Origin of the sequence: Nonomuraea sp. NPDC050404, from assembly GCF_040655495.1 — a bacterium.
Lineage (GTDB): Bacteria > Actinomycetota > Actinomycetes > Streptosporangiales > Streptosporangiaceae > Nonomuraea.
This window is the reverse complement of the sequence record NZ_JBFAKB010000008.1, coordinates 32,515-54,698: the sequence shown is the minus strand read 5'-3', so window position 1 is coordinate 54,698 and position 22,184 is coordinate 32,515. Positions and strand designations below refer to the sequence as shown.

Here is a 22,184-nt window from a genome sequence, read left to right as displayed (position 1 = left end):
GGACCTTCCCGCGCTCACGCGCCCTGCGCGACCGCCGCCAGTACGCTGTCGATGGCCGCCCGGCCCGCCCGCATCGCGGCCTTCAGCGTTCTCCCGTCCCGGGTGAGCCGTCCCACCTGCGGCGAGTCCGGCGCCGGCCGGACCGAGAGCACCGCGGGCCCGCTCCGGGCCTCGGCCGCCCCGGCGAGGAGGGACGCCGCCAGGCCCGTGCGGTCGTAGCGGGCGAGCAACTCGTCGTCCTCCAGCAGCCGGGAGTCGCGCCCGAAGTAGCTGTGGCGAAGAGCCTCCGGATATCCCCGCAGAGCGGTGGCGGCGATCAGCCGCGCGCCGTAGGACGGCCGCGCCGTCATCCCGGCCGCCGCCGTCACCGCAGGTGGCCACGGTTGAGGGCGGGAGCGCAGCACCAGGACGTGGGTCGCCCCCTGGGCCAGCGCCGTGCGGTAGGGGACGGACTCGGCGAGCCCGGCGTCGTAGAAGAGCCGCCCGCCCAGCTCCACCGGCGGCCCGGCGAGGAACGGCAGCGCGGCGCTGGCCCGCAGCGCCAGCCGCAGCTCGGCCGGGCCGCTCAGGTAGGGCCGCAGATCGGTGGACGTGCCGGTGTGCGCGTCGGTGGCCAGCGGGTGGTATTCGATGGGGTTGGCCAGGATGGCCGCGCAGTCCATGCCGAGCACCTCGGCGTAGAGGTGTTCGACCAGGTTGCGCACGTCCACCATCGGCTGGCGGCGCCACAGGTTGGACAGGCGGATCATGGCCTTGGCGTAGGCGGGCTCGGCCCAGCCGTTCAGGTGCTCCGGAGTGCCGCTGAGCAGCCAGGCTCCGGTGATCGCGCCCGCGGAGGCGCCGTAGACCGCGTCGAACGCGGGCGCCATCCCGGCGTCGTGCAGGCCCAGCGCCATGCCGGCGGAGACGGTGCCGCGCATGCCGCCGCCCTCGATCGCCAGGGCCACCCTGAAGCCGTCACGGCGTTCTCCGGGACGGCTGCCCTGCCCGACCCGGTCGGCGATGACCCTCAGCACCGCGTGCGCGTCCGTCACGGGCGCCGATTCCTGCGTCATGGAGAACCTCTCTCGTGAAGACCGGGCGTCGCCCCGGCGTCAGGCACGCGGCGCCCTCACTCCGGAGAGCAGCTGGCCAACCAGCCGGTCGGCCGCGTCGTCCTGCGCCAGGTCGCCGTAGAACAGCACTTTCGCGGTCAGCGTGCCGATGATCGTCTGGATCAGCAGGCGCGGGTCGCAGTCGGCCCGCAGCTCACCGCGGTCGATCGCGCGGCCGACGATCGCCGAGGCCCGCCGCAGCCGCGTGTCCCAGAACTCCGAAGCGTGGGTGAGCGCCGGGTCGGACGGCGGCCGGGCGCCGATGCGCAGCAATGCCTGACCCACCGGTGAGGTCAGGAAACGCAGCAACGAGGTGGCGTACAGCCGCAGGTCACGCTCCACGTCCCCGGTGTCGGACATGAGCACGGCCTCGTCCGTGCCGTGCCCCACCGCCTCGGAGATCAGCCTCTCCCACGTGCCCCAGCGCCGGTAGATCGAGCTCTCGTGCACCCCGGCGGCCGCGGACACGGCGGCCACGGTCGTCGCCTCGACCCCCTCCGTCACCAGCAGGTCCACGGTCGCGCTCAGCACGGCCGACCGGAACCCCTCCCCGCGCCGGCCCAGCGGCCTGCGCTGTGCCTCCATGGTGCCGCCTCTATAGCGAGTCAACTTGCTTTGGACGCGACCATCATAGCCCGCAAAGCGAGGACACTTGCGATAGCCCCATTGAAGCTGGTCAGAGGTGGTCCACCGGTCCGGAGGTCTATCCCTGAGGGCTATCCCCTCGATCTCCGCCGGGGTCCCAGTGTTCTTGATGGGGAGCGCCACGCTGGACCGGCCCAGGGAGCAAGTCACCGATGCTGAAGATCGACCGTGCCGCCGTCAATGAGGTGGCCGGGGCGAGCGGGCCCGGCGACCTCGTCGCCCGGGTGCACGACGCCGTACGCCTGGAGTTCGCCACCATCCCGCCGTACCTCACCGCGATGTTGTCGCTGAAGCCCGGCCGCAACCGCGACATCTGGTGGGCCATCCACGACGTCGTGGTGGACGAGATGCTGCACCTGATCATCGGCTGCAACCTGCTCAACGCCCTCGGCGCCCGCCCCGCGCTCGACGGCGCGGACTTCGTCCCGCGCTATCCGGGGCCGCTGCCGCTCGGCATCGGCGACGACCTCGTGGTCGGGCTCGAACCGTTCTCCCGCGAACTCATGGAGCGCGTGTTCATGCGCATCGAGGAGCCGGAGGACCCGCTGATCTTCCGTCAGGCGAGCGCGCCGCCGGAGTTCGCCACGATCGGCGAGTTCTACCGCACTCTGAGCGAGACCCTCCTCGCCCTGCCCGGCCCGCTCATGCCCGGCGACCCCGCCCGCCAGGTGGTCGCGCCCCACTGGTATGGCACCGACCGGCTCTTCCCGATCAGGACGACCAAGGACGCCGCCCGTGCCGTCAGCCTCATCGTCGAGGAGGGCGAGGGAACCCGCGACTCCCCCGTGGACCCCGACGGGGACATCGCGCACTACTACCGCTTCGCCGCGATCGCCAAGGGCCGCCGCCTGGTGCGCGACCCCTCCGCGCCCGCCGGATACTCCTACACCGGAGCGCCGTACCCCTTCGACCCCGACGGGGTGTGGCCGCTGACGCCCAACCAGCGCGCCGCCGACCTCGACCCGGCGTCCGAGGCGTGGCGGCGGGCGCGGCAGTTCCAGGTGACGTTCACGCGGCTGCTGTCGGCGCTGCAGCAGTGCGTGGACGGGCGGCCCGGCCGGCTCGACGCGGCGATGGGGATCATGTTCGAGCTCAAGCTGGCCGGGCAAATGCTGGCCGCCACCCCGGTGGTGTGCGGCGGAGCCCCCACCGGCAGGAACGCCGGGCCCGTGTTCGTCCGCGAGACGATCAACCGCTGAATCACGGCGAGAAGGGTGTGGCATCGCGTCCGTGGTCTGCGGGCGTGTCCCGTATGGGATCCGGCGTCCGATGGTTAGCGTGAAGGTGCGTTTCGGATCGTGTGCACCAGGTCCGCTCCTCCCGCGAAGGTTTTCCACGGCGACGGAAGGAGCCGCGTGCATGTACGCGACGACCTCGCGGAGCGGCCCGGTGTGTGAGCCGGGCCCGTGTTGAGCCCGGTGGTGGTCATCGGGGCCGGTCTGGGCGGCCTGGCGGCGGCCGTCCGCCTGGCCGCGGCCGGCCGCGAGGTGACGGTGGTGGAGGCCCTCGACGAGCCCGGCGGCTGCTGCGGCACCGCCCGGCTCGGCCCCTACCGCTTCGACACCGGCCCGTCGGTGCTGACCATGCCGGGCGTGCTGGCCGAGATCTTCGGCGCGGCCGGGCAGGAGTTGCGGCACTGGCTGCCGTTGCGCCGCCTGGACCCGTCCTACCGGATGATCTTCGAGGACGGATCGCGGCTGGATGTGCTGCCGGAGCGCGAGGCGATGGCCGAGCAGGTGCGCGCCGTGTGCGGGCCCGCGGAGGCCGCGCGCTACGAGCGGTACCGGCGGCTGCTGGAGGAGATGTTCCGCCTGGAGTGGCCGGCGTTCATCGACGCCGACATGACGCGGCTGCGCGGTCTGGCCCGGCCGGCGGCGCTGCTGCGGCTGGCCGCGCTGGGCGGCTTCCGGCGGCTGGACCGGCTGGCGGCCCGTCACCTAAGGGATCCACGGCTGATCAAGGCGCACACGTTCCAGGCCCTGTACGTGGGGCTCTCGCCCCGGCGCGCGCTGGGCATCTACGCCGTCATCGCGCACATGGACACCGTCGGCGGCGTCTACTTCCCCGAGCGCGGCGGCATGCACGCCATCCCGGTGGCCATGGCGGCGCTGCTGGAGAAGCTGGGCGGCGGGATCCGCCACGGCGTACGCGCCCGGAGGGTCGAGACGGACGGCGACGGCGTCACCGGCGTCCTGCTGGCGGACGGCGAGCGCCTGCCGGCCGGGCAGGTGGTCGTCGCGTGCGACCGGCTGGCGGCCCAGCGGCTGCTGCCCGGCCCGGCCGGCGACTGGCGGCTGCGCCGCCCCCGCCACTCCCCCTCGTGCCTGGTGATGCACGCCGGCCTGGACCGCCCGCCGGCCGGTCAGGCCCACCACACACTGCATTTCGGGCGGGCCTGGCGGGAGACGTTCACCGCTCTGGCGGCGGGCAGGCCGCAACCTGACCCGAGCCTGCTCATCACCTGCCCCGAGCCGGACGGCGAGGCCGCGCCGCACGGGCAGGCCACGCTCAGCGTCCTGGAGCCCGCGCCGAACCTCGAACGCGCCGACTGGGGGCGGCTGCGGCCCGAACTGGAGGCGCGGCTGCTCGGCCGGCTGGCCGAACTCGGCTACGGCGACCTCACGGACGCGCCCCGGCTGGTGCTGGACCCGCCCGCCTGGGCGGCGCGCGGGCACAGCGCGGGCACCCCGTTCGCGCTCGATCACCGCTTCACCCAGACGGCGTGGCTGCGCCCGTCCGCCGTCGCCCGGCGGGTGCCGGGGCTGCACTTCGCCGGCATGTACACCGCGCCCGGGGTCGGGGTGCCGCCCGTGCTGATCTCCGGCCGGCTGGCCGCCGAACGCATTCTCGAGGAGACCCGTTGACGCTCACCGCCAGCTACGAACGCTGCCGGCGGCTGCATGCCCGCTATGGCCGTTCGTACTATCTGGCCACCCGGCTGCTGCCGCGGTGGAAACGGCGGCACGTGCACGCCCTGTACGGTTTCGCCCGCTACGCCGACGAGATCGTCGACTCCTTCACGATGATCGCCGACCGGGCCGGCGCCCTCGGCGAGCTGGCCGTCCGGGTCGAGGCCGGGCTCGCGGGCGCGAGCGTGGACGGTCCCGTGCTGCCCGCCTTCCTGCACACCGTGCGCTCCTTCGGCATCGGTCACGACGACATCGGCGCCTTCCTCGTCTCCATGCGGACCGACCTGTCGGTGACCCGGTACGCGACCTACGACGACCTGCTCGGCTACATGGCGGGATCGGCCGCCGCCATCGGCACGATGATGTTGCCGGTGCTGGAGCCGGCGCCCGGCCGCGAGGAGGCGGCCCGCGAGCCCGCCCGCCAGCTCGGGCTGGCCTTCCAGCTCACCAACTTCCTGCGCGACGTCGGCGAGGACCACGCCAGGGGCCGCGTCTACCTGCCGCTGGAGGACCTGGACAAGTTCGGGGTCGAGCCGGACGACCTGGGCGCCCGCCGGACAGGCTCCCGCGTGCGGGAGTTGCTCGCCTTCGAGGCCGGACGCGCCCGTGACCACTACCGCGCCGCCGCCGGCGGCATCGGCCTGCTCATCGCCTCGTCGCGGCCGTGTGTGCGGGCCGCGTTCGAGCTGTACGGCGGCATCCTGGAGGAGATCGAGCGCCGCGGTTTCGAGGTGCTGACCCATCGGGTACGGGTGCCGCGCCGGCGCAAGGCCGCCGTGTTCGCCCGGCAGGTGCTGGCCTCCGCCGAGGCGGGCCGGGCCGAGCGTCGTGTCCGCGCGGAACTCCCGTGACCGCCGGGACACGCGTCTTCGTGACCGCCGGGACACCTGTGGGGTGCTCGTGAGCGCCGAGCCAACCGTGCCACCCGTGCCGCCCGTGGTCCTGGACGCGATGGGCGGCGACCATGGGCCCGCCGAGACGGTCGCCGGTGCGGTGGCGGCGCGGCGGGCGTACCAGGTGCCCGTCACCCTGGTCGGCGATGAGCCGCGCGTGCTGGACGAACTGCGCAGGCACGGCGCCGTCGGCGAGATCCCCGTGGTGCACGCCCATGACGCCGTCCCGATGGCCGAGCGCGGCGCCGCCGCCGCGACGCTGGCGACCTCCAGCCTGGCGGTCGGCTGCGAACTGGTCGGCCGGGGCGCGGGCCGGGCGTTCGTGTCGGCGGGCTCCACCGGCGCGGTGGTCTCCTGCGCGGTGCGCGGCATCGGCCGCCGCAGCGGGGTGCTGCGGCCCGCGCTGGCCGTGGCGCTGCCCTCGCTGGCGGGCGGCGCGAGCGTGCTCGTGGACGCGGGCGCGACGGCCGATCCGAGCCCGGCCATGGTGGCCCAGTTCGCCCTGCTGGGCGTGGGGTACGCGCGAGCCGTGCTCGGCCGTACGGACCCGGCGGTGGGGTTGTTGTCCATCGGCTCCGAGCCGGGCAAGGGCAACCGGCTGACCCGCGAGGCCGCGGTGTTGCTCGCCGCATCGCCGGTGCGCTTCCACGGCGCCATCGAGGGCCACGACGTGCTGGCCGGCATCGTGGACGTGATCGTCACCGACGGTTTCACCGGCAACGTGGTGCTGAAGAACGTCGAGGGTTGTGTCCGTACGGCGCTGGCCATGGTCGCGCGGGCCGGCATCGCCTCGCCGGAGCGGCTCGCCGAGGTGGCCCGGCGCTACGACCCGGAAACGCACGGCGGCGCCGCGCTGCTCGGGCTGCGCGGCACCGTCGTCGTCGCGCACGGCTCCTCCCGCGCGGCCACCATCGCCCGGGCCTGCGTGGTGGCCGGCGCGCTGGCGGGACACGATCCGCGGGCCGGCACCGGGACCATAACGGCGGAGCCGGTGTCATGACCGCGTCAGCGCAGCGGGTCGGTTCCGTCCCAGGTGCCTTCGCTGGCGATCGGGGTGAAGCGGGCGAACAACTCCTCGGCGTACCAGTCGTGCGCCCGCACCCGCTCGATGACCCGCAAGTGCTCCTGCCCTCGGTAAGCGAAGGCGCGCACCGCCTCGCGGTCCCGCCACAGCGAGAAGGTCGCCTGCCGGGCCAGCGGCCACTCCCCCATACCGATCGAGGCCAGACAGCCGTCCTGCCGCCCCAGCAGTTCCTCGACCGGCGGCACCGACCGGTAGAAGGCGAACAGGCGGCGAGCCCGGATCGACGCCCTGGTAAGCACCGCCACCGGCCCCACACCGCCATCCTGGGCCACCGGTCCATCGAAAGGGTCGCGGCCCGACCAGGTGCCGCGCGAGGTGAGCGGGGCCAGCCGCACCTGCCAGCGCTCGGCCGCCTCGGTTTGCCAGCGGGCGGCGATCGGCGAGGTGCGCAGGAACTCCGCCAGATCACTTTCGTCGCGCCAGACCGCGAACAGCGCCCATCGGCGCAGGTCGGCGCCCAGCGACATGGTCCTGCCCCGGCCGGTGCCGAGCAGCCGCCAGAACCGCGGCCCGCCGGCGCGGCGCAGCAGCGGCCGGTCGAAGGCCATGTGCCTCATCGCGCGGGCGCTGTCGTACCGGATGAGGTGGAACGAGGCTATGGTCGTTGATCTGCCGGTGCCGGTCATCGCCGGTTACCTGATCGGCTCGGTGCCGGTCGCGGTGCTGGTGGCGCGCGCGTACGGCGTCGATCCACGCAGGGTCGGCGACCGCAACCCGGGGTACTGGAACGTCAGGGAACAGCTCGGCCGGCGGGCCGCGCTGCCGGTGTTCGCCGGCGACACGGCGAAGGGCGCGCTGGCCGCCCTGGTGGGGCTGCTGGTCAGCGGCGTCCACACCACCGGCCTCGGCGTGGTGACGGGGGCGAGCGTCGTGCCGGTGTATCTGGCGGTGGCGGCGGCCATGGCCGGGCACGCGTGGCCGGTCTTCGCCGGTTTCCGGGGCGGCAGGTCCGTGCTGACGTTCGCCGGCGGCATCGCGGTCATCTGCCCGCCGGCGTTCCTGCTGGCGGTCGCGGCCCTGGTGGTGGTCGCGGCGGTGCTGCGCTCGTTCGCGGTGGGGGCTCGCCTGGCGGTGTTCGGCGTGCCGGTGCTGCAACTGCTGTTCGCGCCCGCTGAGCTGGTGGCGGCCACCGGAGGACTGATGTGCCTCATCGGGCTGCGCTTCGGCCAGGCCGCACTGACCACCCGCCGCCACTGACGTCCCGCCCGTCACCGCCGACGTCGCGCACGGCACCGTTGGCGTCCCGCGCGGTGCTGGCGGTGACCGGATAGGTGCGGCCGCGCCAGGTTCGTACGGGGCGGAGCGTGGCCTGGGTCAACCTGAACGCCGAGGCCGGGTCGAGCAGTGGCGACAGCAGCAGGCCCGCGCCCGGCGCGCGATAACTGCCGCGCAGCGCGCCCGCCAGCAGCAGCCGGACCGCCAGTAGCGCCACGTCCAGGCCGGTGGGCCGGCCGGCGGCCAGTCGCAGCACGGGCAGCGCCCCGGTGAGCCAGATGACGGCCAGGTCGGCCGCCTGCCATCCCGGCCCCGTCACATCGCGCAGCGGCAACGAACGGCCCCACTCCCGCCACAGCTCCCTCACGGAGTCGTGCATGTCGACCTCCAGCAGGGCGGCCGCGTCCAGGAAGCCCACCGCCCAGCCCCGCCCGGCCAGGGACCGGGCCAGCGCCACGTCGTCGGTCATCCGATCCCGGACCAGCGCGAACCCGTCCACCTCGCACATCGGGGCCCGGCGGAAGGCCATGCACTGCCCGTTGGCGACGACGCGATGGGGCGGCGGCGGGCTCGCCGGGCCGACCGGCCCGAACCGGCAGACCAGCGTCGCCAGCATGGAGGCGTGCAGCGCCTGCTCCAGCATGCCGTCGCAGGCGAACCGGGGGGCCGCGCTCACCAGGTCGTACCGCTCCAGGGCGTCCGCGAGCGCGCCGAACAGGCCGGGGCCCGGCCGGGCGTCTGCATCCAGCGTGACCACGACGTCGCAGGTGGCGGCGGCCATCCCCTGGCGCAGCGCCCACTGCTTGCCCACCCACCCACTCGGCAGCGGACCGGCGGTGACGACCTTGGCTCCCAGCGACGCGGCCACCCCGGCCGTACCGTCCTCGGAGCCGTCGTCGACCACGATCACCTCAGTGACGGCGGGAGCCGCGAGCACAGCGCGCAGGCATGGCCCGATCCTGGCCGCCTCGTCGCGCGCCGGGATCACCACGGAGATCGTCACACCGGCGGATTGGCGGGGCGTCAGCGACGGGAGCCGCCGCCGTCCGCGCGCGAGCCTGGCGGCCACCGTGGCGCCCGCGACGACCTGCGCGCCCATGAGCAGCCGCCCCGCCGACCGCCCGAACGATCCCACGGCCGGGAAGGGAAGCCTCATTGCGGGCCGCCGGGGAAGTCCTGTGCGACCAGGCCGGCGACGATGCGGGCGCCCAGTGCCACCATGGGCAGCCCGCCGCCCGGATGTGCCGAGCCGCCGACCAGGTACAGGCCTCTGCGCGGGCCGCGGTTGCCCGGGCGCAGCAAGGACGCCGACCGGCCCCGGTGGGCGCTGCCGTAGATGGCGCCGCCCCAGGAGCCGTAGCGGTCGCGCAGGTCGGCCGGGGTGAAGACGTCGGTGAAGCGCAACCGGCCCGCGAGGTCGTGGCCACGCTCGGCCAGCCGCTCCAGCACCAGGTCCCGGTACGCCTCCACCCCGATCGGCCACCGGCCGGGATCGCGCGCGGGCACGTTGACGAGCATCGTCCAGTTCTCGGACCCCGCCGGTGCCTGGGAGGGATCATCGACCGACGAGCAGCCGAGGTAGATCGTCGGGTCGCGCGGCGGGCTCCCGCGATCGAAGATGTCGCCGAACTCCCGCTCGTAGCCGGCCGAGAACAACACCGAATGATGCGGCAGCCCGGGTGTGCGCCCCTCGACCCCGGCCAGGATCAGCAGCGCCGAGGAGGACCGCCCCAGGCCGGCGATCCGGCGCAGCCGCCGGCGATCGGGCAGCAGGCGGCCGTACAGGGCGGCGGCGTCGGTGTTGGCCACCACCACGTCGCAGCGCACGCGGCTCCCGCAGGCCAGCCGCACCCCCGTCACCCGGGAACTGTCGGCCTCGATCGCGGCGACCGGCTCGGACAGCGACACCCGCACGCCCGCGGCCTTCAGCAGCAGCGCCAGGTCGTCGGCCAGCCGGGCCAGGCCGCCCGGCACGTACCAGATGCCCTGCCCGTGCTCCAGCGCGGGAACGCAGCCCAGCGCGGCGGGGGCCCGGTACGGGTTCGACCCGGCGTAGGTGGCGTAGCGGCCGACGTACTGCCGCAGCCGGGGGTCACGGAAGTAGCGGCGGGCCAGCCCGTCCAGGGTGCGCGTGGGAGCCACAGCCAGCAGGTCCGACAGCCGGGCCCGGCCGTGCCGCCGGATCAGCGGCCCGGCGAACACGGTGCGCCTCGCCGCCTCCAGGCAGCCCCGCGCCCAGCCATGAAAGGCGCGCCAGCTCTGCCCCTCCCCCGGGGCCAGCCGTTCCACCCCGGCGGCCATGCGTTCCGGGTCGCGCGGGGCGTCCAGCACGCTGCCGTCGGCGAACCGGTAGCGGCACAGCAGTTCGGGCTCGATCAGCTCGCCGGTGAGCCCGAGTTCACGGAACAGCTCCGGCATGGTGAGCAGCGACGGCCCCAGGGAGAAGGTGAACCCGTCGCGGCGGTGCTCGGCCAGCTTGCCGCCCAGCCGCGGCAACCGCTCGTACAGCCGCACCCGGTTTCCCTGCCTGGCCAGCAGCAGCGCGCACACCATGCCGCCCACGCCGCCGCCGATCACCGTCACCTCTGCCATGACCCGCTCCTCTGCCGCGACCGGATCCTCTGCCGTGACCCGCTCCTCTGCCGCGACCGGATCCTCTGCCGTGACCCGCTCCTCTGCCGTGACTGGCTCCTCTGCCATGACCGGCTCCAGGCCGGCGCGGCGAACGCGCCCATCGTGATCCCTCCGGCCGCCGCCACCAGCACGTCGGGCGGGTCGAACACGGCCGCGAAGGCGACCGTCTCCATCACCGCCATGACCGTGTACAGCACCAGCAGCCCCCGCCCTGCCCGCGCCCCGCCGCAGATGTGCCCGACGACCAGCATGACCAGCGCCGACACCAGCAGCCAGCCCGCGAAGTTGCTCAGCGGGATGCCGCGGTAGAAGCCGTCGCGCGCCCACGTCCACAACCCGAGCCGGACCATCTGCGGATCGAGGAACACATCCCACGCCGTCAGCGCGCCCGCGCCCGCGCACACCCGTGCCCAGCCGCCGGCCGGAGCGACGGCGGCAGCCACGGCGTACGCCGCCAGCCCCATGCCGCCCCAGGCCAGCGCCACCACCACGGGAACGCCGCCCACCTGCGGCCACAGCACATCGCTGTAGCGGTAGGCGCCGAACGGAAAGCCGGTCAGCACGCCGACCGCCTCGGCCGCGTACCCGGTCAGCGCCGCCGCACCGAACGCGATCACGGCCCTGCGCACGCCCCACGCGTGGGCGGCGAACGCCACGGCGCAGACCGCCAGCAGCGTCACGATCGGCCCGGTGAACCGCTCCGGCCGCGCGTCCAGCCCCGACGCCACCTGGCTGCCCATCATGGCCAGCAGGAACAGCACGCCCAGCGCTCGTGCCGGCCCCAGGGCCACACGTCTCACCTGTTCGCTTGGCGTCTGGTCCACACGCTGTCTCCTGAAGCCGCCCCCGGTCACGGAGGCATGTGCCCCGTGGTGCCCCAAGCGAGCCTCATGGCCGGCCGAGCATCCGATCAAGCTTCGCCAGCGGCCGCTCAGCCCTGTGTGGCGTAGCCGTTGTCCCAGGCCCAGGTGGCGATGGCCACCCGGTTACGCAGGCCCAGCCTGCGCTGGACGGCGGCGAGGTGGTTCTTGACGGTGCCGTGCGACAGGAACAGCTCTGCGGCGATCTCGGCGTTGGTCTTGCCGGCGGCCACGCCGCGCACGATGTCGATCTGGCGCGCGGTCAGCGGCTCAGGCCCGGGGACGGCGCCGGCCGGGGCCGGGCGCGTCAGTTGGCGCAGCAGCCGGACGGTGATCTGCGGGCCGATGAGCGCGTCGCCGGCGACGGCCGCGCGCACGGCCTCGACCAGGAGGGCCGGGCTGGAGCGCTTGAGCAGGAAGCCGCAGGCGCCGTTGCGCAGGGCCGTGTCGACGTACTCGTCGAGGTCGAACGTGGTCACCACGACGACCGGGATCGGGTCGGCGACCCCGGGGCCGGCCAGGGCCCGCGTCACCTCCAGGCCGTCGAGCACCGGCATGCGGATGTCGGCGAGCACGACGTCGGGCCGGACCCGGCGCGCCAGTTCGATCGCGGCGGCGCCGTCGGCCGCCTCCGCGACGACCCGCAGGTCGGGCTGGGCCTCCAGGATCATGCGGAAGGCGCTGCGGATGTCGTCCTGGTCGTCGGCGATCAGTATGCCGGTCATCGTCGCACCGTCCCGCTTCCCGCCGGCGGCAGCACCGCGCGCACCCGCCAGCCCTCCTCGTACGGCCCATAGGTCAAGGTGCCGCCCAGCCCGCGTACCCGGTCCGCCAGGCCGGACAGTCCCCATCCGCGGGTGCGCCCGGCGGGATGCGCACCCCCCTTGCCGCCCCCGTCGTCGGTCACGGTCACCTCCAGCTCACCCCGGGGGCCGGGGCGCAGGTCCACCCCGACCGTGGTGGCGCGGCCGGCGTGCCGCCGGACGTTGGTCAGCGCCTCGACGACGACGCGGTAGGCCACGGTCGCCGCCTCCCTGGGCACCTCGATGCCCTCGGCCACCTGGAGCCGCACCCGTGCGGGGCCGGCCGCCGAATACCGTGCGGCCAGCTCCGGCAGTTCCCGCAGGCCGGGCAGGGGTGAGAGGCCGGCCCGCGCGTTCGGATGCAGGGCGTCCACGGCCTGGTCCATCGAGGCCAGCGAGCGCAGACCGGCCTGCTCGATGCGGGCGAACATGGCGACGGCCCGCTCCGGGTCCCGCAGGGCGGTCAGCTGGCCGGCCTGGGCCTGGGCGACGATCGCGCTGACATCGTGAGCGACGAAGTCGTGCAGGTCGCGAGCGAGATCGAGGCGCTGCGCCTGCCGGGCCTCGGCCACCGCGCGGCGACGGCGGGCGTCCAGGGCGCGCAGGTACGCACCGGCCGCGGCGGCGGCCAGCGTGCCGACCGAGAAGATGGCGCAGGCGATCACCGCCGTCACCGGCGAGACGGTCAGGCTCGCCGCGATCAGCCTCAGGATGAGCACGACGATCGCGGCGGCGACCGCGGTGCCCAGGCCGATCGCCTGCCGCACGGTCGCCCGGCGTGCCAGCCCGCCCACGCCGGCCATCAGCGCGATCATCTCCACGTAGCCGGGCGCGTCCGGCGGCGGCGGGGTTCCCGCACGGGCGTACAGGGCGCTGACCAGCACGGAAACCAGAGCGGCCGCACCGGGGCCCCACACCACGCCGCGCCAGATGACGAGGATCGCGGCCGCCATGGCGACCGCGGCCGAGACCAGCGCGAGCCCGCCATAGAACGGCGCGAGCACGAACCCGGCCAGCCCCACGGCCACGGCGATGCCGTACGTGGCCGGCCGTCGCCGATCTCCTCCTCCCATGCTCTGAGCATAGATGTCACCGGCCCGCCCGCACCCGTGCCGAACGGCACCCATCGGGCCCCGGATCTCGGTGTCAACGAGGCCGGACGGCATCTGCCCCGGCCGCCCGAGCGTGGCCAGACTCGGTTCCATGTCGATCGCGCAAACCCGCCAACCGCTCAACAACCCGGCGACGCCCGTGCCCCGATGGGCCAGGCTGGCGGCCCATGGCGCCGCGCTGGCTCCTCTGCCGTCCGGAATATGGCGGATCGCCATGGCGGCCGGCATCCCCGTCGGCTTCGACGCGGCCTGGCTGCGCAACGCCCACATCCCCGGCGGCGGATCCGTGTGGCCCGTCACCCTCAGCCTGCTCACCGAGGCATGCGCGCTGCTCGCCCTCGGCCTCGTGCAACCGTGGGGGGAACGGGCGCCTCGCTGGATCCCGTTCATCGGCGGCAGGACCGTGCGTCCCGCCGCGGCCGTCATCCCGGCGACGATCGCCTCGGTGATCCTGACCATGTTCGGCGTCGTCTTCGGCATCAAGATCGTGCTCGTGCTCGCGGGGGCCGAGCACGATCCGAGCTTTCCCGAGGGCGTGGCGGCCTGGGTGATGAGCCTCACCTACGTTCCGCTGCTGCTCTGGGGTCCGCTGCTCGCGCTGGCCACGCTCGCCTATCACCGCCGGCGCACGCGGGAGCAGGCCCGGCCCGGATGATCGCCACTTACCGAAAGTGACATCTCTGTCACGGACTGGCAGGTGTGCGGTTAGTATCGTAACCCGCCACCGATCGATCGGCGCGTTCTCCCTGCGCGCCCGCAACGGACGTTCCCCCCATGACCGAACCGCCTTCGTCAGCACGGCAAGAGGGCTCGCCGCGCCAGGACTCCCGTGTCATCGTCCTGCAAGCGCTGGCGAGCGCGGCAGCGCCGCCGATCGTCAACCAGGTCTGGGGGGATTTGTCCGGCTTTCCAGGTGGTCCCTATGTGGGTTTTCCGCTCCTGGCCCTGCTGATCCTGCTGGTCCTGCGCGCCTTGTCGAAGGTGAGCCCGGAGAAGGTACGCAGGCGGGTGACGGACCTGGGGGCGCGATGGTGGCACCGGTTCGGAGAGAGGACACCGGACCGGCTGGGGCGGTGGGCCGCCCGGCTGCGGCTGGGCCGACTGGGCAGGCTGTCGCTGGCCGTCTACCTGGCCGCGCTCGCCGGAGCCTGCGCCGTCGCCGTACCGTGGCTGCTGGTCCGGGGTGGGGCCTGGCTCCATCGGCAGGTCGTTCCCGGGCCGTGCGCCACACCGCTGGAGTTGTCGGTCATGACCGCCCCGGAGAACGTGCACGCGTTGCGGGCGGAGGCCCGTTCGTACATGAAGGATCGGTCGGCGGACGGCTGCGCGCGGCACCGCGTCTCCGTGTACGCCTCCCCCGCACCCGCCGACATGCACCACGGTTTCCGCCACGCCTGGACCCGGGGGCAGCACAACCAGAGTGCCGTCCCCTTCGTCCGTCTCCTGTCTCCGCGGCCCGACCTCTGGGTCGCGACCACGACCCAGGAGCGCGATCTGGTGCTGGGCCGGGGCAGGGACACGGTGGAGAGCGAGGACGGCGGGACCATCACGGTGACCCCGGCGGGCGACGCCGGGACCGACCGCCTGACACTGGCCGTCCCCGGCGTCCGTCGCGACGCCCTGCCCCAGGGCATGGACGCCGCCGGCCTCGCGACAGCGGTGTCGGACGCGCGGGGGAAGCTGAAGATGCGGCTGGTCTACCCGCAGCCGAGCCTGTCGGTCGCGGGTCTCCTCGCCGCCTCCCGCGTCGTGGCCACCGACGACGGCGAGCAGTTGGCCCGCAGCACGGCGTTCGGGGGCACCGTCATGGAGTTGTTGTGCCGGTTCCGGGCCGCGCCACCCGACGAGCGGCGCGACCTGGCGTTGCTCGTGCCCGCGCGGGTCGTCCGCGAGGGCACCGAGGACGTGCTGACCCGCTTCGACTGCCCCGGCGAGTCCTTGTACGGCCACCAGGGCCTGCACGACGTGGAGTCCGAGGACGGCCCGCTCATCAAGCACCCGATCTATCACGTCCTCTGGCCGGGACCCCGGGAGCGCACGCGGTATGAGGCCGCGCGCGACCTGGCCGGCTGGCTGGACAGGACGTCTCCTCTCGGCCGCCCGGCGCACTCGGACGACAAGCCGTTGGAGACGAGCCTGGACTCCGTCCGGGCCGCCGTCGACGCCAAGCTGCCCCCCATTCGTGTCCAGGTGGCGCTGGACGGCTCGGGGTCGATGGTCCGTTCGCCTGCCGCCCCCTTGCCCGGGATCCAGGACGCCTTCACCGCCGTCCGTCCCGCGCTCGGCAGCAGGGACGCCCTCTACCTGAGCTCGTTCTTCCGCGCCGGCGGCGCGACCACCGTGACCGCGTCCCCGGCGGCCTACCACCTCCAGGACTGGGACCGCCTGCTCCAACGGCTCGTCCCCGGCCCCGCGGGGGCGGCGGACGCGCCGGTGTCGCAGGCGCTGAAGAAACTGGCCGACAAGATCGACGCTCCCGGCATGCCGGTCATCGTGATCACCGACGGTGGCCCCTTCGACGACGAGCGGGACGCGTTCACCGCCGTCCGGCGGGCGGAACGAGCCTCGGACACGGTCGGCTCCGTGCACATCCTCGTGGTCGGCGACCGTCCCTGCCCGCCCGGCGGCACAGGTGCGGCCGATACGCACCGCGTGACCTGCGTCGCCGTGGCGGCCGACGAACTGGAGAAGGCCCTGCGCACCACGATCTCCGCCATCAGGGACCGTTCCCAGTGATCGGCAGGTGGCGACGCGCCCCACGTCCCGAACGTGTCCTGGTCCCCGTCGCTTTCCTGATGAGCGCCGGCCTGCTGCTGTACCAGGTGGCGGCGGGCCTGGACGCTCCGGGGGAGCACGTGTGCCCGCCGGCCAAGGGGATCCGGGTGGTCGCCGGCGACGATGTCAACGCCAGCACGCACCGCCGCCGCCTGTTCGACGAGTGGAACTCCGGCGGGCACACGCGGGCCGAACTGATCGAGGTCGGCCAGTACACCGATGAGGAGCGCAAGGAGATGGCCGCCTCGGCGCAGGCCGGGCGCTGTTCCTACGACGTGCTGATCCTGGACGTCGCGTGGACCCAGGAGTTCGCCCGCAACGGCTACATCGATGAGATTCCGCTCAGTGCGGACCGGCGCGCGCAGTTCGTGCCCGAGGTGCTGCGTACGGGCCAGGTGGACGGCCGCCAGTACGCCGTGCCGTTCGGCACGAACGTGCCCCTGCTGTACTACAAGGCTGGCCGGGAGTACCCCCGTGACGTGGGCCGTTTCCTGCGGCTCGCCGCCCGGGACGGCTATGCCGGGCAGTGGGACGACTACGAGGGGGGCACGGTCAACCTCCTGGAGGCGATCCACTCCTACGGCGCGGAGGTCGTCGAGGACGGCCGCGTGGTCGTCGCGGAGCCGGAGAACGCCGAGAAGGCCCAGGTCGCGCTGCGGCAGTGGGGTGCCATGATGGCCGGCGCCATCGCACGCCGGCCGGACCACCGCACCCTTCAGGAGCGCAGCAGCATGCGGGAGTTCCGCCGGCCGCAGATCGGCTACCTGCGGCACTGGGCGTACTCCTTCCACGAGTTGGCCGCCGATCCCGCCATGCGCGCCGCGGACGGGAGCCTGCGCTTCGAGATCGGCCGGTTTCCGGCACGCGGTGTGCTGGGCGGCTTCAACCTCGCCATCGCCAGGAACTCCCCGAACGCGGCGGAGGCGAGGGAGCTCATCGACTTCCTCACCTCGCGCGAAGCCCAGACCACGCTGTTCACCTGCGGCGGCTACCCCGCCGTGATCGAGCAGGTGTACACCGACTTCCGGGAACGGCCCACGACCTGCGGGAAGGAAGGCGGCGACGACGAACTCGCGCTGCGCGCCGATGACCTGCGCACGCTCGCCATGGTGGTCCGCGCGGGACTGGACGACGCCGTGACCCGGCCGGCCTCGCCGCACTACGCCCTGTTCAGCGAGGTGTTCCGGTCCTGTGTCCGTACCGCCGTGCAGGGCGGGCGCTCCTCTTCCATCGACCTGTCCGCACTCGCCACCGCGCTGCAGGAGGCCCTGGCGGGGCGCCGCGCGTCCGACACGCCCTGCACGGGGGCGAGCTGACCCGGAGTGTTTACATTCGCCCGGATTGCATTTATGAACAGATGGGACGAGCGCCGGGGCCGGGAGGCCATCATGCCAAAACTTTCGCGCAGCGACTGGTACGACCTGTCACGCGACACGAATTGGACCTTCCGCTACGTCACCGAGGAAGCGGCATTCCCGGAGGAGTTGTCCGGCTCCCATCGCATCCCCAGTGAAGGATGGTTGCGGTGGGACGAGCCGTACAAGATCAGTTATCGGGAATATGTGCACAACCAGGTGACCAAGGACACCACGACTTACTCGCTGAAGAACGCGGTCGGGCGCTCGAAGTTGTTCGACCAGCTTGATCCCGGCTGGAAATCGGTGATTCTGGCCCATTACGGCGCCATCACCATGCCCGAATTCCTGGCCTCGATCGGGGAGGCGCGCATGGCCCGGTTCGGGCGGGCCGCGGCCTGGCGCAACACCGCGACCTTCGGCGCGCTGGACGAGATGCGGCACGGCCAGATCCAGGCGTTCTTCCCCTACGGGCTGCTGGACAAGGAGCCGCGCGCCGACTGGGCGCTCAAGGCGTTCCACACCGACAACTGGGTGGTGCTCGCCGTACGGCACCTGTTCGACGACATGTTCCTGGCCAACGACGCGGTCTCCATGGCGCTGCAGCTCACTTTCACCTTCGAGACGGGTTTCACGAACCTGCAGTTCCTCGGCATGGCGGCGGACGCCATGGACGTGGGCGACCTGGAGTTCGGCGCGCTCATCTCCAGCATCCAGACCGATGAGGCCCGTCATTCCCAGCAGGGCGAGCCGACCATCAAAGTGCTGATCGAGAACGGGCACAAGAAATGGGGCCAGTTCCTCATCGACCATATGTTCTGGCGGTCGTGGCGGGCTTTCGCGGTGCTCACCGGTCTGTCGATGGACTACTACACGCCGCTGGAAAGCCGGCGGATGTCGTTCAAGGAATTCATCGAGGACTGGGTGATCAAACAGTTCGCGGAGCAGTTCCACGATTTCGGCCTGGACCGACCCTGGTATTGGGAGGAGTTCATCCGCGAGCTCTCCTGGTATCACCACGCCATCCATCTGGGCGTGTGGACCTACCGGCCCACCGTCTGGTGGAACCCGGACGCGGGCGCGTCGGCCGCCGAGCGCGCGTGGCTGGAGGAGAAGTATCCGGGGTGGAATGACACCTTCGGCCGGAACTGGGACGTCATCCAGGACAACCTGCGCAAGGGAGAGGTCGCGGCGACCTTCCCCGAGACGCTGCCGCTCATGTGCAACCTCTGCCAGATCCCCATCGTCCGGCCCGCCGGCGTCACGGCCGGCGCCCTGGACTCGCCGGCGCCGCTGCGGCACACGTACGAGGGCCGGACCTATTTGTTCTGCTCCGAGCCGTGCAAGTGGATCTTCACCTCCCGGCCGGAGCGGTTCGCCGGGCACAAGTCGCTCATCGACCGCCTGCTCGGCGGCGACATCACCCCGCCCGACCTGGGCGGCGTGCTGCGCTACATGGGGCTGTCGGAGGCCGAACAGGGCCGCGACGCCACCGGCTACGACTGGGCCCGCTGACACACGAGGAGGGGTTCATGGCGCTGCTGCCGCTGTCGGCGAGCTTCCGGGGCGACATCGCGGTACTGCTCGTCCTGGTGGACGACCAGGACACCGCCGAGGTCGTCGGCCGGAAGATCGCCGTGCACGTCGCCGGCCGCCGGGCGCCGGCCGGATCGGGGCCCGTCCGCGTACGTCACGAGGGCCGGATCCTGCCCGCAGGCCAGCGGGTCGGCGAGGCGGGCCTGAGCCCGCTGGACTACGTGGAAGCGTTCTTCGATGAGCGCTGACCTCCGCTGGCTGCCCGCCGCGACCCTGGACGAGTTGTGGGAGGGCGACCTCGCCGAGGTCGAGGTGGGCGGCGACGCCGTGCTGCTGGCGCACCTGCCGGGCGGCGAGCTGCGAGCCTACCAGGCGCTCTGCCCGCACTCGGAGTTCCCGCTGGCCTCGGGCGACCTCGACGGCGGCGTGCTCACGTGCGCGGCACACGGATGGGAGTTCGACCTGCTCACGGGCCGGGGAGTCAACCCGGACAGCTGCCGGCTGTACACCTTCCCCGTCCGGCTGGAGGGGGAACGGATCGACGTCGCGGTGCCGGCCGACGGCCTGCGTCACCACAACCGTTGCCGCGGATAGCCGCGCGACCAGTGAGGAGCCCGCTCGTGGCAGAGGACCGGACGCGGCTGGTGGGACCGGTGGTGCGGGGATTCGACCCGGACGTGATGGACGCCCTGCTGACCGCGATCGAGCACGACAATCCCGGCACGGAACTGCTGGTGGAGGACCACGGCGGCTACGTGCGCATTCACGCGCCGCTGCGGTTGCGGGTCACCCGCGCCAGCCTGGAGGAGGCCGCCGGCCGCGCCTTCCCGCTCTCCGGCCTCGAACCGGCCATGGCGAGCTTCGCCGGCCGGATGCGCTATGAGGGCGACGACGAGCTCATCTGGTACCTGACCAGGGAGGACTGACCATGGCAACGGCAGGCGACCCACGCCGGCGGCGCACCTGGAGCCTGTTCGACGGCGAGCGCCGCAGGCCCGACGAGTACGACATCGTCACCCGGGGCTTCCACTACCACTTCGGCCGCCGGCCGGCGCCCTTCGACCTCGACCCGCGCAGCGCGATCAACCAGTGGTACCTGCGCTACCGGGAGGGCTCACTGCTGCAGGCGCCGGACTGGGACGGCTTCCGCGACCCCGCACGGCTCAACTACCGGCGCTACGTCGCGCTCCAGAACGACCGCGAGATCTACGCCGAGGGCGTCGTGGACAGCTTCGAGGCCGACGACCACGACGCGCGCCTCGACCCCGCCTGGGTCGCGGTGCTCGGCCGCGCGTACCTGCCGGCCCGCTTCGCCCTGCACGTCCTGCAGATCACCAGCATGTACGTCGCCCAGCTCGGCCCCTGCGCGGCCATCACGAACGCGGCCCTGTTCCAGGGCGCCGACGAACTGCGTGCCCTGCAGTGGATCGCCTACCGGGCCAAGTCGCTCTCCCTCGCCCACGGGGCCGAACTCGCCGACAGCGGGGCGACGCGTGCCATCTGGCAGGACGATCCCGCGTGGCAGCCGGCCCGGGAGGCGCTGGAACTGCTGCTGCTCGCCTACGACTGGGGTGAGGCGTTCGTGGCGCTCAACCTCGTCGTCAAGCCCGCCTTCGACGCGCTGTTCAAGGGTTCCTTCGCCGAGCTGGCGCAGGCCCACGGCGACGGCCTGACCGCGCGGCTGCTGACGGACTCCGGCACCGACACCGCCCGCAGCCAGGCGTGGAGCTCGGCCCTGGCCCGGTACGCGCTCGCCGCCCGCCCGGAGAACCTGAAGGCCGTCACCGACTGGCAGCACACCTGGACGCCGCGCGCCGCCGCGGCGGTCGAAGGTCTGGCCGCCGTGTTCGCCACGGCCCCGCACCCCGCGGACCCCCACGAGGTGACGGCCGCCGTCACCACCTCCGCCGAGCGGCTCACTGCGTCGATCCTGAGCTGAGGCGCCGGGCCGCGCCCAGTTCGGCGTCGCGGGCCTGCCGGAACCGGTCGAACTCGGCGCGGTGGGCGGCGATGGCGTCGAGCTGAACGGCCTTCTCGGCGGCGGACCAGGCGGCGACCAGGCCGGTCGCCCGCTTGCAGCCGACGTCGGCCCGGGCGGCGGCGATCTCCCGGGGTGAGGCTTGGGCGGAGCTCGTCCAGGCCGGGTCGCTCACGGCGTCGAGGGGTGTGCGGTAGGCGAATCCCCTGTCCTTCATACATCCGCTCCATGCGCCGAACGCCGCGACGACGGCGGGAAGGCGCTGGGACGCCTCGAAGGTGCTGCCGATGAAGCCGTTCAGCCGCCCCCGGTCGATCTTGGGGATGCCCTCCGCCAGCCGTGTGCGCGCGGTGTTCCGGCAGCCGCCCTGGCCGTCGTGCCCGTACGCGGCGCGCCGCCCGGCCGGGGGCAGCGCCTCCCGCCGTCGCCACACCTGTTCGCGCGCCCACTGGTCAGGGGCCGGGGGCGGCAGGTGGTAGCCGTGGTGTTCGGCCACCTTGGGCTCGATCACGCCGTAGCGCCTGCGGTGCAACGGGTCGGTGTCGGTGCGCGCCGGCGGTGGCAGCAGTTCCCAGTCGAGGCCGGAGGCGCGCATGCAGGCGCGGGTGAGCAGGTCTTCGGCGTACTCGATCGTGTGGATGTCGAGGCGGGAAAGGGTGAAGTCGTCGAAGGGGACGCGAAGGCCGCGAACCTCCGCGCTCACTTCGGCCGGTACGACGCTCTCCGGCGTCGGCACGCACCCGGCGAGGAGCACCGCGACGAGAAGGGAAAGAGCGGCGCGGGAGGGGTGCGCCGAAGAGAAGGGGCCGGCGGGCCGGGGTATCGGCACGGCTTGCCTCCTCGTGGCGTCTCGCGGGTGCCGCCCTCTAGATCACGAAACGGACCGAGCTGGCCACGTTGTCGAAACGGGCGGGGTTGTTGCTGTTGTGGGTCAGGTCGCTGTCGGAGGAATGGGCGAGCGCGGAGTAGGCGGCGCCGCTGTAGTTGGCGTCGGAGTACATCACCGCGCGCTGGTCGCCCTGGTTCCTGAAGGAGCTGATGTTGTCGTTGATGCTCGCCCCGGTGCCGGACCAGTAGTTGCCCATGAAGTTGCTGTCGTTGCCCGACAGGTGGGCCGAGCGGCCCTTGAAGTCGTCGTGCTCGTAGACGGTGAGCGAGCGGGGCGCCCGCGCTTCGGCGTCCGCCGGGGATCCTGCCGCGAGCAGCCCGGAGATTCCGAGCAGCGCGGCACCGACGGTCGTACCGAACCTGTGCTTCATACGCTCTCCCTACGGATGGGGCGCCGGGGACG

The 22,184-nt window shown here is 73.1% G+C and carries 23 protein-coding genes; 13 read left to right on the top strand and 10 right to left on the bottom strand.

The annotated features are described in order from the left end of the window. Nucleotides 1–14: 14 nt before the first annotated feature. Nucleotides 15–1,055, bottom strand: a complete 1,041-nt coding sequence (locus AB0I81_RS23405) for a patatin-like phospholipase family protein (RefSeq protein WP_360659894.1) — start codon at nucleotides 1,053–1,055, stop codon at nucleotides 15–17. 39 nt (nucleotides 1,056–1,094) lie between these two features. Beyond that, entirely contained in the window at nucleotides 1,095–1,679 is a 585-nt protein-coding gene (locus tag AB0I81_RS23400; RefSeq protein ID WP_360659892.1) for a TetR-like C-terminal domain-containing protein, read from the bottom strand. 212 nt (nucleotides 1,680–1,891) lie between these two features. On the opposite strand from AB0I81_RS23400, the gene AB0I81_RS23395 reads away from it, so the two are divergent. The 4 genes from AB0I81_RS23395 to AB0I81_RS23380 all read left to right on the top strand — a co-directional run bounded on the left by AB0I81_RS23395 (nucleotide 1,892) and on the right by AB0I81_RS23380 (nucleotide 6,541). Beyond that, complete coding sequence (locus tag AB0I81_RS23395; RefSeq protein ID WP_360659890.1) at nucleotides 1,892–2,938, top strand: ferritin-like protein; 1,047 nt, start codon at nucleotides 1,892–1,894, stop codon at nucleotides 2,936–2,938. Nucleotides 2,939–3,145: 207 nt separating this feature from the next. Further along, a complete protein-coding gene (crtI, locus tag AB0I81_RS23390; RefSeq protein ID WP_360659888.1) occupies nucleotides 3,146–4,603 on the top strand; it encodes a phytoene desaturase family protein in 1,458 nt (485 codons plus the stop codon). Beyond that, nucleotides 4,600–5,499: a phytoene/squalene synthase family protein gene (locus AB0I81_RS23385; protein WP_360659886.1), complete on the top strand. Its 900-nt coding sequence runs from the start codon at nucleotides 4,600–4,602 to the stop codon at nucleotides 5,497–5,499. Before crtI (AB0I81_RS23390) ends, AB0I81_RS23385 begins: the two co-directional genes overlap by 4 nt. Before the next feature lie 49 nt (nucleotides 5,500–5,548). Then, nucleotides 5,549–6,541 carry a phosphate acyltransferase PlsX gene (locus AB0I81_RS23380; protein ID WP_360659884.1) on the top strand — a complete coding sequence of 331 codons (993 nt, stop codon included), beginning with the start codon at nucleotides 5,549–5,551 and terminating at the stop codon, nucleotides 6,539–6,541. Nucleotides 6,542–6,546: 5 nt separating this feature from the next. On the opposite strand, the gene AB0I81_RS23375 is transcribed toward AB0I81_RS23380, so the two are convergent. Beyond that, on the bottom strand, nucleotides 6,547–7,182 hold the full coding sequence (locus AB0I81_RS23375; RefSeq protein ID WP_360659882.1) for a spheroidene monooxygenase: 636 nt from the start codon (nucleotides 7,180–7,182) through the stop codon (nucleotides 6,547–6,549). Between the two features lie 40 nt (nucleotides 7,183–7,222). Between AB0I81_RS23375 and AB0I81_RS23370 the strand changes: the two genes are divergently transcribed. Next, nucleotides 7,223–7,822 carry a glycerol-3-phosphate acyltransferase gene (locus tag AB0I81_RS23370; protein ID WP_360659880.1) on the top strand — a complete coding sequence of 200 codons (600 nt, stop codon included), beginning with the start codon at nucleotides 7,223–7,225 and terminating at the stop codon, nucleotides 7,820–7,822. On the opposite strand, the gene AB0I81_RS23365 is transcribed toward AB0I81_RS23370, so the two are convergent. The 5 genes from AB0I81_RS23365 to AB0I81_RS23345 form a co-directional block, all read right to left on the bottom strand. Beyond that, a complete protein-coding gene (locus tag AB0I81_RS23365) occupies nucleotides 7,773–8,975 on the bottom strand; it encodes a glycosyltransferase family 2 protein (protein ID WP_360659878.1) in 1,203 nt (400 codons plus the stop codon). The genes AB0I81_RS23370 and AB0I81_RS23365 overlap by 50 nt on opposite strands. 17 nt (nucleotides 8,976–8,992) lie before the next feature. After that, a complete protein-coding gene (crtI, locus tag AB0I81_RS23360) occupies nucleotides 8,993–10,432 on the bottom strand; it encodes a phytoene desaturase family protein (protein ID WP_360659876.1) in 1,440 nt (479 codons plus the stop codon). Further along, nucleotides 10,420–11,265, bottom strand: a complete 846-nt coding sequence (locus tag AB0I81_RS23355; RefSeq protein ID WP_360659874.1) for a carotenoid biosynthesis protein — start codon at nucleotides 11,263–11,265, stop codon at nucleotides 10,420–10,422. Before AB0I81_RS23355 ends, crtI (AB0I81_RS23360) begins: the two co-directional genes overlap by 13 nt. A gap of 140 nt (nucleotides 11,266–11,405) precedes the next feature. Beyond that, nucleotides 11,406–12,059: a response regulator transcription factor gene (locus AB0I81_RS23350; RefSeq protein WP_360659872.1), complete on the bottom strand. Its 654-nt coding sequence runs from the start codon at nucleotides 12,057–12,059 to the stop codon at nucleotides 11,406–11,408. Then, nucleotides 12,056–13,210 carry a histidine kinase gene (locus AB0I81_RS23345; protein ID WP_360659870.1) on the bottom strand — a complete coding sequence of 385 codons (1,155 nt, stop codon included), beginning with the start codon at nucleotides 13,208–13,210 and terminating at the stop codon, nucleotides 12,056–12,058. Before AB0I81_RS23345 ends, AB0I81_RS23350 begins: the two co-directional genes overlap by 4 nt. Before the next feature lie 130 nt (nucleotides 13,211–13,340). Between AB0I81_RS23345 and AB0I81_RS23340 the strand changes: the two genes are divergently transcribed. The 8 genes from AB0I81_RS23340 (at nucleotide 13,341) to AB0I81_RS23305 (ending at nucleotide 20,854) form a co-directional block, all read left to right on the top strand. After that, complete coding sequence (locus tag AB0I81_RS23340) at nucleotides 13,341–13,904, top strand: hypothetical protein (protein WP_360659869.1); 564 nt, start codon at nucleotides 13,341–13,343, stop codon at nucleotides 13,902–13,904. Between the two features lie 269 nt (nucleotides 13,905–14,173). Further along, entirely contained in the window at nucleotides 14,174–15,985 is a 1,812-nt protein-coding gene (locus AB0I81_RS23335; protein ID WP_360659867.1) for a vWA domain-containing protein, read from the top strand. Nucleotides 15,986–16,044: 59 nt separating this feature from the next. Continuing rightward, nucleotides 16,045–17,340 carry an extracellular solute-binding protein gene (locus AB0I81_RS23330; RefSeq protein ID WP_360659865.1) on the top strand — a complete coding sequence of 432 codons (1,296 nt, stop codon included), beginning with the start codon at nucleotides 16,045–16,047 and terminating at the stop codon, nucleotides 17,338–17,340. Nucleotides 17,341–17,412: 72 nt separating this feature from the next. Continuing rightward, nucleotides 17,413–18,894, top strand: a complete 1,482-nt coding sequence (locus AB0I81_RS23325) for a YHS domain-containing protein (RefSeq protein ID WP_360659863.1) — start codon at nucleotides 17,413–17,415, stop codon at nucleotides 18,892–18,894. 17 nt (nucleotides 18,895–18,911) lie between these two features. After that, nucleotides 18,912–19,163: a toluene-4-monooxygenase system B family protein gene (locus AB0I81_RS23320; RefSeq protein ID WP_360659861.1), complete on the top strand. Its 252-nt coding sequence runs from the start codon at nucleotides 18,912–18,914 to the stop codon at nucleotides 19,161–19,163. Next, complete coding sequence (locus AB0I81_RS23315) at nucleotides 19,153–19,509, top strand: Rieske 2Fe-2S domain-containing protein (RefSeq protein WP_360659859.1); 357 nt, start codon at nucleotides 19,153–19,155, stop codon at nucleotides 19,507–19,509. The genes AB0I81_RS23320 and AB0I81_RS23315 overlap by 11 nt, the downstream gene beginning before the upstream one ends. 26 nt (nucleotides 19,510–19,535) lie before the next feature. Next, complete coding sequence (locus tag AB0I81_RS23310; protein ID WP_360659857.1) at nucleotides 19,536–19,841, top strand: MmoB/DmpM family protein; 306 nt, start codon at nucleotides 19,536–19,538, stop codon at nucleotides 19,839–19,841. 2 nt (nucleotides 19,842–19,843) lie between these two features. Then, nucleotides 19,844–20,854: a hypothetical protein gene (locus AB0I81_RS23305; RefSeq protein WP_360659855.1), complete on the top strand. Its 1,011-nt coding sequence runs from the start codon at nucleotides 19,844–19,846 to the stop codon at nucleotides 20,852–20,854. On the opposite strand, the gene AB0I81_RS23300 is transcribed toward AB0I81_RS23305, so the two are convergent. Then, on the bottom strand, nucleotides 20,832–21,722 hold the full coding sequence (locus AB0I81_RS23300; RefSeq protein WP_360659853.1) for a hypothetical protein: 891 nt from the start codon (nucleotides 21,720–21,722) through the stop codon (nucleotides 20,832–20,834). The genes AB0I81_RS23305 and AB0I81_RS23300 overlap by 23 nt on opposite strands. 37 nt (nucleotides 21,723–21,759) lie before the next feature. Continuing rightward, nucleotides 21,760–22,152, bottom strand: a complete 393-nt coding sequence (locus tag AB0I81_RS23295; RefSeq protein WP_360659852.1) for a peptidase inhibitor family I36 protein — start codon at nucleotides 22,150–22,152, stop codon at nucleotides 21,760–21,762. Nucleotides 22,153–22,184: the final 32 nt, after the last annotated feature.